We start from the raw sequence: 14068 nt of genomic DNA on the forward strand, positions 1-14068 counted from the left end.
TGGGTGGAACGTTGCCTGTGTCCCATTCGCTCCTAGCGCTCTGGCGCGGTCGGTGCCGAACTCGCCACCGCGGATCAGCGATTCTCGGCGAGCGCGGCCGCGATCTGTTCCCGTCCGGGGATGGACGCGCTGGCGCCGAGCTGGGTAGTCGCCAGGGCGCCGGCTGTGTTTGCCCAGTTCAGAGCGGCGGCTGCGCCCTGCGACCACGTCGCGACGAGGGCGCCGGTGAAGGCATCGCCCGCGCCGGTCGTGTCGACCACGTCGACACTGCGCCCACCTGCCACCAGTTCCGTGCCGCTGCCACGGTAGACCGCACCGTCGGCGCCCAGGGTTCGCACCACGTGCGCAACCGGCCCCAACGTCGACGAGAAGTGTTCGTACTCCAGCGAATTCACGATCGCCAGGTCCACATCGGCCCACAGCCGTGCGGGCAGCGGCTGGACGGGGGAGGGGTTCAGGGCTACGAGTGTGCCTGCGGAGCCGGCGTGGTGTGCGGCCGCTGTGACTGTTTCGAGGGGGATCTCGAGCTGGCACAGCAGGATGTCGGCGGCCTCGATCGCCGCGAGCTCCGCTTCGGTCAGGTGGGTCATCCTGCCGTTCGCCCCGGCCACGACGATGATGCTGTTCTCGCCCGCACCGTCGACCACGATCGTCGCTACCCCGCTCGGGCCGGGGACCGTGCGCAGCAGGGTGGTGTCGATGCCCGCGTCGTCGAGGGTCGCGCGCAGGGTGGCGCCGAAGGCGTCGTCGCCGATCGCGCCTAGGAACCGCACGTCGGCACCGGAGCGAGCCGCCGCGATCGCCTGGTTGGCGCCTTTCCCGCCCGGAACCGTGGCGAAGCCGGAGCCGAGCACTGTTTCTCCGGGGGCCGGCCGATGCGCGGTGGTGGTGACCAGGTCCATATTGACGCTGCCCAACACCACAACGGTCGGTGCGGCGGAGTGGTTCATAAACGTCGAATTTAGCGGCGACGGCGTTGCGCGGTGCCCGCTTGCGACTCGATGTCAGTGGTCGAGTCGCGGGGCGCCTGCCCGCGAGACCCTGTGGATAACTCGGTCCCGCTGCCGGTCGGAGCCACATTCCGGGTCCCGGGTGGCGTCGAGCGGGACGGGCACAATGCGTACGCTGATACCCATGACGGTAGAAGTGACCCCCGAGCTCGACATCCGCGCAGCGGTGCACGACGCCGCCCGCAGGGCTCGCGTCGCGTCCCGTGCGCTCGCTCAGCTCACCACGGCGCAGAAGAACGACGCACTGCACGCCGCGGCCGATGCGCTGCTCGCCTCGGCCGACCGCGTGCTCGCGGCCAACGACGCCGATATCGAGACCGCCCGTGCGGCAGGCACCCAGGAGAACCTGCTCGACCGGCTGCGGCTCACCAAGGCCCGCATCGACGGCATCGCCTCGGGCCTGCGTCAGGTCGCCGGCCTGCCCGATCCGGTCGGTGTCGTCGTGCGCGGCAGCACCCTGCCCAACGGGCTCGAGATCCGGCAGACCAGGGTGCCCCTCGGCGTGGTCGGCATGGTGTACGAGGCCCGGCCCAATGTCACCGTCGACGCCTTCGGCCTGGCACTGAAGTCGGGCAACGCGGCGCTGCTGCGCGGCTCGTCCTCGGCGGCGAACTCCAATGCCGCGCTCGTGGAGATCCTGCGCGAAGCTCTCACCGCCCAGGGCATTCCGGCCGACTCGGTGCAGTTGCTGCCGAGCAACGACCGGTCCAGCGTCACCCACCTGATCCAGGCGCGCGGCCTGGTCGATGTGGTCATCCCGCGCGGCGGCGCGGGCCTCATCAACGCCGTCGTCCGCGACGCACAGGTGCCGACCATCGAGACCGGCACCGGCAACTGCCACGTCTACGTGCACAGCGCCGCCGATCTCGACATGGCCGAGGCGATCGTGCTCAATGCCAAGACCCGCCGTCCCAGCGTGTGCAACGCCGCCGAGACGGTCCTCATCGATGCCGCCATCGCCGAGACCGCGCTGCCGCGGCTGAGCAAGGCACTCGAGGGCGCGGGCGTCACCATTCACGGTGACCTGCCCGGTCAGGTGCCCGCCACCGATGCCGACTGGGGCGAGGAGTACCTGACCATGGATATCGCCGTGAAGGTCGTCGACGACCTCGACGCCGCGGTCGAGCACATCAACACCTGGGGCACCGGCCACACCGAGGCCATCGTCACCGCCGACTTGGCCGCCGCACGCGAGTTCACCGCCCGCGTCGACGCCGCCGCCGTGATGGTCAACGCCTCCACCGCGTTCACCGACGGCGAGCAGTTCGGCTTCGGCGCCGAGATCGGCATCTCCACCCAGAAGCTGCACGCCCGCGGCCCGATGGCCCTGCCCGAACTCACCTCCACCAAGTGGATCGTGTGGGGCGACGGCCAGACTCGGCCGGTGTGACCGTGACTCTGGTACAGGAACCGATCTTCACTTCGGTCGACGACGTCATCGCCCGGCTGGCCACCACCGGCTACCTGGCCGACAAGGCCACGGCCACCTCGGTGTTCCTCGCCGACCGGCTGGGCAAACCGCTGCTCATCGAGGGCCCGGCGGGTGTCGGCAAGACCGAACTCTCGCGCGCGGTCGCCCAGGTGGCCGACGCCGAACTGGTGCGTTTGCAGTGCTACGAGGGTGTCGACGAAGCCCGCGCCCTCTACGAGTGGAATCACGCCAAGCAGATCCTGCGGATCCAGGCGTCGAGCGAAAACGATTGGGCCGAAACCAAAGCCGACGTCTTCACCGAGGAGTTCCTGCTCTCGCGTCCGCTGCTCACCGCGATCCGGCGCACCGACCCCACGGTGCTGCTGATCGACGAGACCGACAAGGCCGACGTCGAGATCGAGGGCCTGCTGCTCGAGGTGCTCAGCGATTTCGCGGTCACCGTTCCGGAGCTCGGCACGATCACCGCCACCCGTAAGCCGTTCGTGGTGCTCACCTCCAACGCAACCCGCGAACTGTCCGAGGCGCTCAAGCGTCGCTGCCTGTACCTGCACCTGGACTTCCCCGACGAAGACCTCGAGCGCCGCATCCTGGCCAGCCGGGTACCCGAGCTGTCGGCGGTGGTGTCCGAGCAGCTGGTGCGCATCGTGCATGTGCTGCGCGGAATGCAACTCAAGAAGCTGCCGTCGGTGGCCGAGACGATCGATTGGGGCAACACCCTGCTCGCACTGGGTTCCCAGGACCTCGACGACGCCACGGTGCGGGCCACGCTCGGCGTGGTGCTCAAGCACCGCAGCGACCACCAGCGTGCCCTGTCCGAGCTGAAACTGGCCTGAGGCATGACCGCGCCCGCGCCCCACGGCATCAGTGGCCATGTCGCGGGTTTCGTCGCGGCGCTGCGCTCGCGCGGGGTGCCGGTCGGTCCGTCGGAAACCGTCGACGCGGGCCAGGTGCTCACGGTGCTCGACCTGCTCGACCGGGAAGCGGTGCGGGAGGGCCTGGCCTGTGCGCTGCTGCGCCGCCCCACCCACCGCCCCACCTTCGACAGCCTCTTCGACCTGTGGTTCCCGGTCACCGTCGGGCAGCGCAGTGCCGAGGCGCCCGAACTGCCCCGCACCCCCGACGGACGCGTCGATTTGCCCGCCCTGCGCGAACAGCTCGCCGAACTGCTCGCCACGCCCGACGGCGGCAACCAGCTCGAGTTGCTCGCCGCCCAGGTGGTGGAGCAGCTCGGACGGTACCAATCGGCGCGTGGACCGTCGTTCTCCGCCTATCAGGCGCTCAAAGACCTTGCGCCGCAGACCTTGCTGGCGCGTGCGCTGGCCGGTCTCGCCCTCCCACCCGACGCGAGCGAACGCGACGCCGAGATCGCGCAGCGCCTGCTGCGGATGCGCATCGCCGGGTTCCGGGCCACCGTGGAAGAGGAGACGAACCGCCGCGTCGCCGAGCAGATCGGACGGGAACGGGTCGCCACCTACGGGGTCGCCCGGCAGGCCGAGGACGCCGATTTTCTGCGCGCCTCCGAACGTGAACTGGCCGATCTGCGCCGGGGAACGCACCGGTTGGCGCGGATCCTCGCCTCACGGTTGGCGGTGCGACGCAAGCGTTCCCGTCGCGGCGAGATCGACCTGCGCAAAACCCTGCGGGCATCGATGTCCACCGGGGGCGTGCCGATCGACCTGGTGCAGCGCAAACCGCGCCCCGGGCGCCCTGATCTGGTTCTGCTGTGCGATATCTCGGGCTCGGTGGCCGGCTTCAGCGGCTTCACCCTGCTGCTGGTGAGCGCCCTGCGCGAACAGTTCTCCCGGGTGCGGATCTTCGCGTTCGTCGACCGCACCGACGAGGTCACCGACTACTTCGGCCCGCAAACCGGTCTCGACGACGTGCTCACCAGAATCTTCACCGAGTCCACCGTCATCGACTCCGACGGCCACTCCGATTACGGCCAGGCCTTCACCAGTTTCGCCGACAATTTCGGTGACGCCGTCACCAGCCGCACCTCGCTGCTCGTCCTCGGCGACGGTCGAACCAACTACCGCAACCCGAAGGTGGACACGCTGCGCGGGCTGGTCGAGACCGCCAAACACGCGCACTGGCTCAACCCCGAGCCGCACAACCTCTGGGGCACAGGCGATTCGGCCGCACCCGACTACGGCGCGGTGATCGAGATGCACGAATGCCGGTCGGCCCGCCAGCTCACCGACGTCGTGTCGAAACTGCTGCCGGTCTGAGGAGCCGCGAGATGGATGTACTGGCGTACTGCCTGGCCAAACCCGGTGCGTGGGAAGACGAACCGTGGGAGGGCGACACCGTGGCCAAGGTGGGCGACAAGGTGTTCGCGTTTCTCGGCGCAGGCACATCGATCGGTCTCAAATGCGGGCGCGACCGCGCCGAAGCCGACGAACTGGTCACCATCTACCCCGACGATGTCGCCGCCTCGGCCTATATCGGCCGCTACGGCTGGAACAGCATTCGCGTCGGCGGGGCCGTTCCCGACGACGAAATACGCGAACTCATCGACGCGTCCTACGACGCCGTCGTCGCCAAACTCCCGAAGTCGAAAAGGCCGCTGCGCTGAGGCGTTGAGCGGACGTTAAGCCACTCGTAGGGGCGAACCACCAAGATCACCGCCATGCTGGCAGGGGCGTCGCGCGACGACGGGCGAACTGAACATCGGGGGACGGATCGAAGAATCGGGACCGTCGCCCGCTTCTGTGTCGTGCGGATGTGGTTCGCCCGGTGAGCGATCGGTTCGCCGCCGCCGAGAACGATGACGCTCGAGCCGAATTAGCCGCCCCAGCCGAACCCGCTGCCCAAGCCGCACTCGTGGGGTCGGCCGACCACGCCGCGCCAATCGCAGGGGCGATCGAAGAGGGCGCTGTCCACGATGCGCAGCTCCGGGTCGGTGCTCCCGCCGGCCAGATAGATGGTTCGGCTGCCGCCGAGGCAGCCCGCCTGCTCGAGCCCGGTTCGCTGGCCCGTGCCGCGCGAAAGCTCGCGACGATCGCGGCGGCGCGCCTGCTCGACGCACCGGGCGCGGCGGAGGAGCAGTTACGGCGCGCCCTCGTCGTCGGCGCGGCGGAGCTCGGGGCACGGGAGCGGGCGGAGCTACGGACCCGGCTGGTCACCGCGATCGCCGCCCAACCCGGTCGCGCTCGCGATGTCGCCCGCGCGGCTGCCGCGGCCGCCGCCGATTGGGCGCCGATCTCGGCGGCCGACTCGGCACATCTGTGGATCGTCGCGGGCCGCTCCTGGCATCGAGCACGAGCACATGCCGAGGCGGCGCGGGCGTTCGACCACGCGCTGCTCGACGGGGCAGCAGTCGGCTACCCACCCGGCGAGCTCGCGCGGGTCCGTGCGATCTTCGCCGAATCGCTCAATCACCTCGGCCGATACCGTGAGGCGGCCTGGCAGTTCACCGAGGCCGCCCGCCTGATCGCCGGCTCGCCCACCGAGCGGCACCGGCACGCCGATCTGCTGTGGTCGGCTGCGGTGGCCAGGGAATGTTGTGGGCAGGAATCGGAGGCGCTCGGGGGCTATCTGCGCGCGGCCGGGCTCTGGGGCGAACAGGACAAGATCGTGCCCCGCGCGCGTTGCCTGCGCGCGGCGGCTTGGCTGCAACTGCGCGGCCCCGGCGGGACGCTGCGCGGCCCGTGGTGGGTGACCCTGGACGTGCTGCTCACCGAACTGAACCGCCTCGTCGCCACCGACCCGGCCGCCCACCACGTCGAGGAGTTGCGTCGCACCCGCAGTCAGTTCGCCCAGATGTGCGCCCAGGCCTCGGGCACTGTCGAGCACCGACCGGCCGAAGCGGGCCCGCGAGCACCGCGAGCCGATCGGCCCCGATTCCCGGAGCCCTCCGATCCGTACGAATGGTGGCGGTCCTATTAAGCTCGGACCTCATGCACGAGACAGCCCGGCCGCGCCGCAAGCTCGGCGTGATGGGTGGCACGTTCGATCCCGTTCACCACGGTCACCTCGTCGCCGCCAGCGAGGTCGCGCACCTGTTCGACCTGGACGAGGTGATCTTCGTCCCCACCGGTCAGCCCTGGCAGAAGGCGGGCAAACAGGTCAGCCCCGCCGAGGACCGCTACTTGATGACGGTGATCGCCACCGCGTCCAATCCGAGGTTCTCGGTGAGCCGGGCCGACATCGAACGCAACAAAGTCACCTACACCGTCGACACCCTGCGCGAGATGCAGAGCGCCCATCCCGACGCCGAGCTGTACTTCATCACCGGTGCGGACGCGCTGGCCAACATCCTGACATGGCAGGATTGGGCCGAACTGTTCGAACTGGCGAAGTTCGTCGGGGTGAGCCGTCCGGGGTACGAGCTGAACACCGACCATCTCGAGGAACATCTGCGGGACCTTCCCGCCGATGCCGTGACGATGATCGAGATCCCCGCGCTGGCCATCTCGTCGAGCGAATGCCGGCGCCGCGCCGCCCAGGGTCGGCCGGTCTGGTACCTCGTCCCCGATGGCGTGGTGCAGTACATATCGAAGCGGCACCTCTATGTGCCCGCAGGAACGGAAGGTAAGGCATGAGCGCCACCGCCGAAGCGGTCGAGATGGCCAGAGTCGCCGCACTCGCGGCCGACGACAAGCTCGCCACCGATGTCGTTGTCCTCGACGTCTCCGAACAGCTGGTGATCACCGACTGCTTCGTGATCGCGTCGGCGCCCAACGAGCGTCAGGTCAACGCGATCGTCGACAACGTGGAGGAGAAGCTGCGCGAGGCCGGGCACAAGCCCGTTCGTCGCGAAGGCACCCGCGAGGGACGCTGGGCGCTGCTCGACTACGTCGACGTGGTCGTGCACATCCAGCACAACGACGAGCGCAACTTCTACGCCCTCGAACGCCTGTGGCGTGACTGCCCGACGGTTCCCGTCGACGGTATCGCCGCACCCAAGGCCCCGGCCGCCGACGACGACGCGCAGGCAGAGGCAGACAGCGAGTGAGCAAGTACGCCCATGTGCGCACGTTGATCCTGCTGCGGCACGGGCAGACCGAATGGAACGCCGCCGACCGGATGCAGGGCCAGATCGACACCGATCTCACCGAGCTCGGTCGTCAGCAGGCCAAAGAGGCTGCCCGAGAACTGGTTTCACGCAACGCCATCGCCATCCACGCCTCCGATCTGCGTCGGGCCAAGGAAACCGCCCAGGCTCTCGGTGACCTCAGCGATCTGCCGGTGATCACCGATACCCGCTTGCGCGAGACCAACCTGGGTGACTGGGAAGGCCTGACCCACCTCGAGGTGGACGCCGACTACCCCGGTGCGCGGGTGCAGTGGCGGCTCGACGCCACCTACCGTCCGCCCGGCGGCGAGAGCAAACTCGAGGTCGGCGCCCGGTCGCTGCCCGTGGTGCGCGAACTGTACAACGAGCGGCAGGATTGGCCCGGTCGGACTATCATCCTGGTTGCGCACGGCGGGCTGATCGCTGCCCTGACGGCCGCGTTGCTGGATCTGCCACCGGAGAACTGGCCTGCCCTCGGTGGGCTGGCCAATACGAGCTGGGTGCAGCTTTCCAGTCACGGCCCGGATGTCGACCGACCCGGCTGGCGCCTCGATGTTTGGAACGCAGCGGCGAAGGTAGCTCCCGATGTCCTCTGAAGAGCCCGTCCGATCGGTACCGGACGAATTGTTCCAGCAGGTGACGGCCAAGCCCGGACGGCAATTGCCGGACGCGCTGTTCGGCCCGCCACCGGCGCGGCCCGCACGCCCCGAGCGTGAGGAGCCGATCCGTTCGGTACCCGACGAACTCTTCAAGCAGGTCACCGCTCGCAGTACCCGGTCGCTGCCCGACGCGCTTTTCGGGCCGCCGCCTTCCCCGGTCGCCGAACCCGAGACCGACTCGTCGGCCGAGGACGAGTCCGGTTCGGGTGCACACGATTCCGGTGAGGAGTCGTCCGACGACGAGGGTTCCGTAGCGGCGAAGGTTGTCGACGATGTCGGTAATGCTGTCGGCGCGGGTTCGGCGGATGGCACCGACGCGCTGACAGAGGGCTCGGATTCCTCTGCGGCCCAGGTTGATACCGGCACTCCGGTGGCTTCGGCCTCGGGCGCCGACTCCGTGTCGCACGCGCAGAACGACTCGAACACCACGGTCGACACGCAGACTGTGGACCAGGCCGACTCGACTCTGCCTCGGGCAGGTGAATCGGTTGCTGCCGAAGCGGAATCCCGTCCTGCGCAGACGGAAACGGCTCAGCCGCAGGCGGGTCCTTCGACTGTTGCTCAGGTCGAAGCTACTCCCGCGCAGGACGGCGCTTCCGGTATCGCTCACGCGGAATCGGTTTCGGCGCGCGCTGATGCGGCCGCCGAAGCGCTGCTCGGAGCTGAGACGGCAGCATCCGGCTCCACGGCCGAAGGGGAGCCCGGTGTGCAGTCGCAGGCCTTGCTCGCGCCTTCCCCGGTCCAGCCTGCCGACGGTGTGAGCGCGATGCCGAGTGTTCTCGCGGAACCTTCTGTCCCGCAGAATCAGTCGATCAGCACCGTCGATGCGGAGGCGCCCGCGGTTCGGCAGGAGGTATCGACCGAGGTGGTCGAGCAGGCCTCGCCTCGGCCGGTGCTGTTGGTGATCGCCGATTCGCTCGCCTATTTCGGGCCCAAGGGTGGGTTGCCGGCCGATGATCCGAGGATCTGGCCGAATCTCGTGGCGGCCGAACTGGATTGGGATGTCGAGCTGGTCGCCCGGATCGGGTGGACCTGTCGTGACGCCTACTGGGCACTGATCGGTGATCCCCGGGTGTGGGCCGCCGTGCCGCGCGCGGGGGCTGTCGTGTTCGCTGTCGGCGGCATGGACACCCTGCCGTCTCCGCTGCCCACCGCCCTGCGGGAGACGATCCGCTACATCCGTCCGCCCCGGCTGCGTCGCGGGGTGCGGGCCACCTACAACTGGCTGCAGCCGAAGCTGTCGAAACTCGGTCGCCCCGTTGCTCTTCCACCGAGGGTGAGCGTGGACTATCTGGAGCAGTCGCGTGAGGCGCTGACCCAGTTGCGTCCGGAGCTGCCGGTGGTCGCGGTGTTGCCGTCGGTGCATCGCTGCGATGCCTACGGTCGCGTGCACCGTGGTCGGCCGCGCGCGGTGAAGGCGTTGCGGGCGTGGTCGGCGCGCACCTCGGTGCCGCTGGTCGACCTCGGCGAAGCCGTGCGCGACGACATCGAATCGGGATCGGCCAACCCCGACGGTATCCACTGGGGCTGGGCCGGGCATCAGGCTGTTGCCACCGCCATGACCAAGGCGCTGCAGGAGGTTCGGTAGTCCGTGGCCGTTGTGGTGGTCACCGATTCGGCGGCCGGGTTGTCCGCCGACCTCGTCGCCGATCTCGGTATCGAAGTGGTGCCTCTGCACGTGCTGGTCGGTGATCGGCAGCTGCGCGAGGGCGTCGAGCCGGTCGAGATCGACTACAGCGCCGACTCGGTCACCACGTCGGCGGCCTCGCCGGGTGAACTGCGCGAGGCCTACGAACGCGCCATGGACCACAGCGGCGGCGACGGAGTGGTCGCCGTGCATCTGTCGCGCATGCTGTCGGCGACCTGGGAGGCCGGGCGACAAGCAGTGCGCGAGATGGGCGCCGACGGCCGTGTGCGCCTGGTGGATTCGCTCGGCGCTGGCTTGGCCACGGGGTTGCCTGTACTCGGCGCCGCCCGCCGCGCCCGGGCCGGTGACACCCTCGACGCGGTCTACGAGTGTGCGGCGGCCGCCGCCACCCGTGCCCGCACCTTCATCCTGGTGAACCGCACCGAACAGTTGCGCAAGGGCGGCAGGCTCAGCAGCGCGGCTGCCTTCTTCGGCAGCGAGCTCGTCACCAAACCACTGTTGCAGTTGGTCGAGGGCAAACTGGAGCTGCGGGAAAAAGTGCGTACACGGTCGCGCGCCGTCACCAAGCTCGTCGCCGCCGCGACGTCCGCCGCGGGCACCGACGGCGTAGCCCTCGGTATCCAGCATCTGGGTGCCGCCGAGGCCGCCGAGTCTCTGGCCGGCCAATTGCGCGAACAGAATCCCACCCTCACCGAACTCCACATCGCGGAATTCGGCCCCACTCTCGGTGTGCACCTTGGGGTGGGCGCCCTCGGTGTCGCGGTGCTGCCCGGCGGATGCACCTAGGTCGAGAATCTCGGTGACGACAACCGGCGCGCCCGGATCGGTCGCCTGCTTACGGTAGAGAACATGACCGCCTCCACCACGCGACCGACCCCGCCTGCCGTCGAAGTGCTGACCGTCGACTGGGAGCATCCGGACGCGGACGTGCTGCGCGCGGAGATGTCGGCAGAGGTCGGCCCGCGCTACGCCTATATCGAATTCGTCGGGCCGCCGCCGACACTCGTCGACCCGAGCACCGTCCACAAGACCTTCGTGGCCTACGCGGGCCGGACACCCGCGGGTCATGCCGCAGTGCGCTGGAACGCCGGGGATCTGGAGCTCAAGCGGATGTTCGTCCGACCGGCCTTTCGTGGCACGGGCACAGCGACGGCTTTGCTCGCGGCCGCCGAAGCGGCGGCGCGGGAGGCGGGGCAACCGCGGCTCATCCTGCAGACCGGGCATCTGCAACCCGATGCGGTGCGGTTCTACGAACGCAGCGGATATCACCGGATCCCGCTGTTCGCGCCGTATCACGAGCTGCCGCTGTCGAACTGCTTCGCCAAGAACCTGGCCTGAAAGGGTACGGTGGCCGGGCTCTACGATGCCAGCGTGACCGCATTCGACGAGTTCGACTTTCCCGATACCTCGAACATGCCGCCGCGCAGGCAACACATCCTCGCGGTGATCCGGGATTCGGTGCTCGCGCACGGTTATCCGCCGAGTGCGCGTGAGATCGCCGAGGCGGTGGGGCTGCGTTCCACCTCGACGGTCTCCAAGCATCTGAAGGCCCTGGAGGAGGACGGTTTTCTGCGCCGCAGTGCGGCGATGACCCGGCCCATCGACGTGCGCCTGTTCCTGCGTGGCGCACCCGGCGCGGGCTCCGATTCCGCCGTCAGCGTGCCGGTTGTCGGTGATATCGCGGCGGGCACGCCGATCACCGCCGAGCAGCATGCCGACGATGTCTTGACGCTGCCACGTGAGCTGGTCGGACGCGGTGAGGTCTTCGGCCTGCGGGTGCGCGGCGACTCGATGATCGACGCCGCCATCTGCGACGGCGATCTCGTCGTCGTCCGCAGCCAGCGTGAGGCGAACTCCGGCGACATCGTGGCGGCCATGATCGGTGAGGAGGCGACCGTGAAGGTGTACCGCCGCCGCAACGGCCACATCCACCTCGAACCGTGCAACCCCGCCTATTCGACGATCGACGGCGACGACGCCGTCATCCTCGGCAAAGTCGTCTCGGTGATGCGCCGGCTCTGATCCCGCTACGCCGGACCGAACCAGTCCAGCGACCGGCCGTGCGGGTCGGCGAAGGCCGACGCGACCTGGTCCAGCGCGACCACCATGCGTGCCTTGTCGGACGCTCGTGGCGGGAGCCGGTCGGACAGCCAGGGCAGCACGCCCGTGCCTTCCTGGGAAATCCAGTGGCAGGGCAGTGATCGCACTGTCGTGCGGAACTGTTCCCTGGCTTCCGGCGGCAGGTAGGTGAGGACGGCGCTGTGGAAGACCACCACGGTGCTGTCGGGCGGCGCGGCGTACACGAGTTCGGTGATGCGTTCGTTCAGGTCGCCCGTGACAAGGATCGGTGGGTCGGCCGCGACGATCTCGCAGGCCGCGCGCAATCGGGTCTTCCGGTCCTCCTGGCCGGGCCAGACGAGTGCCTCCAACCAGTCGCGGCTGTGCCGGTCGGTGACGTCGAGGGGGTTCAGATCGACGCCCGCCCGGTAGACGACCTCCGGCAGGGCGGTCGGCACGGGGACCGTGCCGGTCACGGTGCAGGGCAACACCACCGGTGACTCGCCGTCCGGCGGGTTCAGCACTGTTGTGCCGTATCGGTAGCTGAAACGGTCCGGGTAGAGACACAAACCCGCGGAGGCACCGACCTCGACGAGTGCGAGTGGGCCCGGCAGCCCGGCCAGCACCGGAAGCAGTGTCGCCGACCGGCCGACCTCGTTGGTCTGTGTGCGGTGGGACAACGCCGTTGTCGCGATCGCATCCCACCGTCCGATCAGCTGCGTGCGGAATTCGCTGTAGGGCACCGCGTTCACGCCGTTCACCGTCGCGGCGGCGAGCACGAGGTTGGGTTGCTGTTTCTCGAAGGGCAGCCGCGCGAGCAAGGCCAGGACCGCCGGGTCCTCGGCGATGTCGAGGGCACGGCGGTAGTACAGCGGGGAGTTGGTGTGGACTTCCCGCACCGCGAAGTCGCGGAAGCGTTGTGCCAGGTCCATGTGTACCTGCGTACTGCGAATCGGCCATGAGCGCACGGTATTCGGTGAGCACCGCCGGGGGTCGGCGGGAAAGCGCCGCTGACCGAGAGTTGTCCACAGGGTGCGAGTTATCCACAGGCCCGTCGAAAGCGCAGGTGGGCAGCGGGTTTCGAGGAGAGCCGATGGCTAGCGTCGCCGCCATGCCACGACACGAAGAGCACGAGCGAGTTCGGCAGCGGTTGGGCGGGCTCGCGGTGCAAGACAAACCACGACCGCACACGACGGCTCGGTGGGAGGCGGACGACGAGCCCCTCGATTACCGGCGAGGCGGGGCCGTCGATCCGTCGCGGGCCAGCCACTGGGACGACGACGAACTGACTCCTGCGGACGGTCCGCCGGGCGAGGTGGGGACGCCCGGCTGGCTGGACGAGGAAGGTCGGCGCGGACGGAACAAACTGGTGCCGGAGCGTTTTCGTCAGGCTCGAATGGATCCGGGACGGCGCGGTGCGCTGGCGCTCGGGATCGTCGGCCTGGTCGCGGTGGTGCTCACCGGAGTGATGGTGATGCGCGATCGCCCGGTATCGCAGGCGGTGCCACCGGTACCGGCACTGCGCGCCGAGCACATCACTCCACGCGCTGAACAGACCGCTGTGGTCGCGGCCGCGAGCGCTGCCGCGACCGCTGATCCGGGAGCCGGAATCGGGGGCGGGAGTGTGGAACTCGTCGTCAGCGTCGTGGGGTTGGTGCACCGTGCCGGATTGCATCGTCTGCCCGGCGGGGCACGGGTCGCCGACGCGATCGAGATGGCAGGTGGTGCCCGCGAGGGTGCCGACCTCGCGGGACTGAACCTTGCCCAGCGGCTGACCGATGGTGATCAGGTGGTTGTCGGTGCCGCAGGGCCGCTGGCGGGCCAACCCGTGCAGGGCAGCGCGATGATCAGTGCCGCCGGTGGGCCACCGGGTTCGAGCTCGGCGGGGGCCATCGCGGGCCCCGGCCCCGGTGCGGCCGGAGGCAATTCGCGAGTCGACCTCAACTCGGCGACCGAGGCCGAACTCGATGCGCTGCCCGGCGTCGGACCGGTCACCGCGAAGGCGATCATCACGTGGCGGACGACCAATGGCCCGTTCACCGATGTGGCGCAACTCGGTGAGGTGAACGGTATCGGTCCGGCCCGACTGGCTCGCCTGCGCGATCTGGTCACGACATGACCCGTGTGCGGGGCGCGGTCGGCACCGGCCGGCGTGATCAGGCTGTGCAGACCGCCGGTGCGGCGGGATGAGGGTCGGTGCGGATAGGGCGAGAGCGAAAACGCTGAGTGGGGCTGTCGATCGGC

The 14068-nt window shown here is 69.2% G+C and carries 15 protein-coding genes; 13 read left to right on the forward strand and 2 right to left on the reverse strand.

The window, feature by feature from the left end:
- Positions 1-74: 74 nt before the first annotated feature.
- A complete protein-coding gene (locus HYG95_RS13650) occupies positions 75-950 on the reverse strand; it encodes a ribokinase (RefSeq protein WP_181698341.1) in 876 nt (291 codons plus the stop codon).
- Positions 951-1134: 184 nt separating this feature from the next.
- Between HYG95_RS13650 and HYG95_RS13655 the strand changes: the two genes are divergently transcribed.
- The 12 genes from HYG95_RS13655 to lexA all read left to right on the forward strand — a co-directional run bounded on the left by HYG95_RS13655 (position 1135) and on the right by lexA (position 11788).
- Positions 1135-2400, forward strand: coding sequence for a glutamate-5-semialdehyde dehydrogenase (locus HYG95_RS13655; RefSeq protein ID WP_181698342.1), 1266 nt, complete (start codon positions 1135-1137; stop codon positions 2398-2400).
- Positions 2397-3275: a MoxR family ATPase gene (locus tag HYG95_RS13660; RefSeq protein ID WP_157105062.1), complete on the forward strand. Its 879-nt coding sequence runs from the start codon at positions 2397-2399 to the stop codon at positions 3273-3275. Before HYG95_RS13655 ends, HYG95_RS13660 begins: the two co-directional genes overlap by 4 nt.
- A gap of 3 nt (positions 3276-3278) precedes the next feature.
- Positions 3279-4670 carry a VWA domain-containing protein gene (locus tag HYG95_RS13665; protein WP_181698343.1) on the forward strand — a complete coding sequence of 464 codons (1392 nt, stop codon included), beginning with the start codon at positions 3279-3281 and terminating at the stop codon, positions 4668-4670.
- An 11-nt stretch (positions 4671-4681) separates the two neighbouring features.
- The gene (locus HYG95_RS13670) at positions 4682-5017 is read left to right on the forward strand and encodes an MmcQ/YjbR family DNA-binding protein (protein WP_181698344.1); all 336 of its coding nucleotides are present in this window, start codon (positions 4682-4684) and stop codon (positions 5015-5017) included.
- A 161-nt stretch (positions 5018-5178) separates the two neighbouring features.
- Positions 5179-6330, forward strand: coding sequence for a hypothetical protein (locus HYG95_RS13675; protein WP_181698345.1), 1152 nt, complete (start codon positions 5179-5181; stop codon positions 6328-6330).
- Positions 6331-6341: 11 nt separating this feature from the next.
- Positions 6342-6986, forward strand: a complete 645-nt coding sequence (gene nadD / locus HYG95_RS13680) for a nicotinate-nucleotide adenylyltransferase (protein ID WP_067486262.1) — start codon at positions 6342-6344, stop codon at positions 6984-6986.
- Entirely contained in the window at positions 6983-7399 is a 417-nt protein-coding gene (rsfS, locus tag HYG95_RS13685; protein WP_067486264.1) for a ribosome silencing factor, read from the forward strand. The genes nadD and rsfS overlap by 4 nt, the downstream gene beginning before the upstream one ends.
- A complete protein-coding gene (locus HYG95_RS13690; RefSeq protein WP_067486266.1) occupies positions 7396-8055 on the forward strand; it encodes a histidine phosphatase family protein in 660 nt (219 codons plus the stop codon). The genes rsfS and HYG95_RS13690 overlap by 4 nt, the downstream gene beginning before the upstream one ends.
- Positions 8045-9706, forward strand: a complete 1662-nt coding sequence (gene octT, locus HYG95_RS24850; RefSeq protein ID WP_255495313.1) for a diglucosylglycerate octanoyltransferase — start codon at positions 8045-8047, stop codon at positions 9704-9706. Before HYG95_RS13690 ends, octT begins: the two co-directional genes overlap by 11 nt.
- Before the next feature lie 3 nt (positions 9707-9709).
- Positions 9710-10552: a DegV family protein gene (locus HYG95_RS13700; protein WP_181698346.1), complete on the forward strand. Its 843-nt coding sequence runs from the start codon at positions 9710-9712 to the stop codon at positions 10550-10552.
- Positions 10553-10615: 63 nt separating this feature from the next.
- Positions 10616-11104 (forward strand): GNAT family N-acetyltransferase, encoded by a 489-nt coding sequence (locus HYG95_RS13705; RefSeq protein WP_181698347.1) that lies wholly within the window; start codon positions 10616-10618, stop codon positions 11102-11104.
- A 33-nt stretch (positions 11105-11137) separates the two neighbouring features.
- Positions 11138-11788 (forward strand): transcriptional repressor LexA, encoded by a 651-nt coding sequence (lexA, locus tag HYG95_RS13710; protein ID WP_370465788.1) that lies wholly within the window; start codon positions 11138-11140, stop codon positions 11786-11788.
- Between the two features lie 5 nt (positions 11789-11793).
- Here lexA and HYG95_RS13715 read toward each other — a convergent pair whose 3' ends face one another.
- Complete coding sequence (locus HYG95_RS13715) at positions 11794-12756, reverse strand: DUF2332 domain-containing protein (RefSeq protein ID WP_181698348.1); 963 nt, start codon at positions 12754-12756, stop codon at positions 11794-11796.
- A gap of 161 nt (positions 12757-12917) precedes the next feature.
- Between HYG95_RS13715 and HYG95_RS13720 the strand changes: the two genes are divergently transcribed.
- Positions 12918-13943 (forward strand): ComEA family DNA-binding protein, encoded by a 1026-nt coding sequence (locus HYG95_RS13720; RefSeq protein WP_255495314.1) that lies wholly within the window; start codon positions 12918-12920, stop codon positions 13941-13943.
- Positions 13944-14068 lie beyond the last annotated feature (125 nt).

Source organism: Nocardia sp. GTS18, from assembly GCF_013839555.1.
GTDB lineage: Bacteria > Actinomycetota > Actinomycetes > Mycobacteriales > Mycobacteriaceae > Nocardia > Nocardia rosealba.

Bases quoted from the DNA above. Each gene is read 5' to 3' on its own strand.
- HYG95_RS13650 (WP_181698341.1), bottom strand. From the start codon at position 950: ATGAACCACTCCGCCGCACCGACCGTTGTGGTGTTGGGCAGCGTCAAT.
- HYG95_RS13655 (WP_181698342.1), top strand. From the start codon at position 1,135: ATGACGGTAGAAGTGACCCCCGAGCTCGACATCCGCGCAGCGGTGCAC.
- HYG95_RS13665 (WP_181698343.1), top strand. From the start codon at position 3,279: ATGACCGCGCCCGCGCCCCACGGCATCAGTGGCCATGTCGCGGGTTTC.
- HYG95_RS13670 (WP_181698344.1), top strand. From the start codon at position 4,682: ATGGATGTACTGGCGTACTGCCTGGCCAAACCCGGTGCGTGGGAAGAC.
- nadD (WP_067486262.1), top strand. From the start codon at position 6,342: ATGCACGAGACAGCCCGGCCGCGCCGCAAGCTCGGCGTGATGGGTGGC.
- rsfS (WP_067486264.1), top strand. From the start codon at position 6,983: ATGAGCGCCACCGCCGAAGCGGTCGAGATGGCCAGAGTCGCCGCACTC.
- octT (WP_255495313.1), top strand. From the start codon at position 8,045: ATGTCCTCTGAAGAGCCCGTCCGATCGGTACCGGACGAATTGTTCCAG.
- HYG95_RS13705 (WP_181698347.1), top strand. From the start codon at position 10,616: ATGACCGCCTCCACCACGCGACCGACCCCGCCTGCCGTCGAAGTGCTG.
- HYG95_RS13715 (WP_181698348.1), bottom strand. From the start codon at position 12,756: ATGGACCTGGCACAACGCTTCCGCGACTTCGCGGTGCGGGAAGTCCAC.
- HYG95_RS13720 (WP_255495314.1), top strand. From the start codon at position 12,918: ATGGCTAGCGTCGCCGCCATGCCACGACACGAAGAGCACGAGCGAGTT.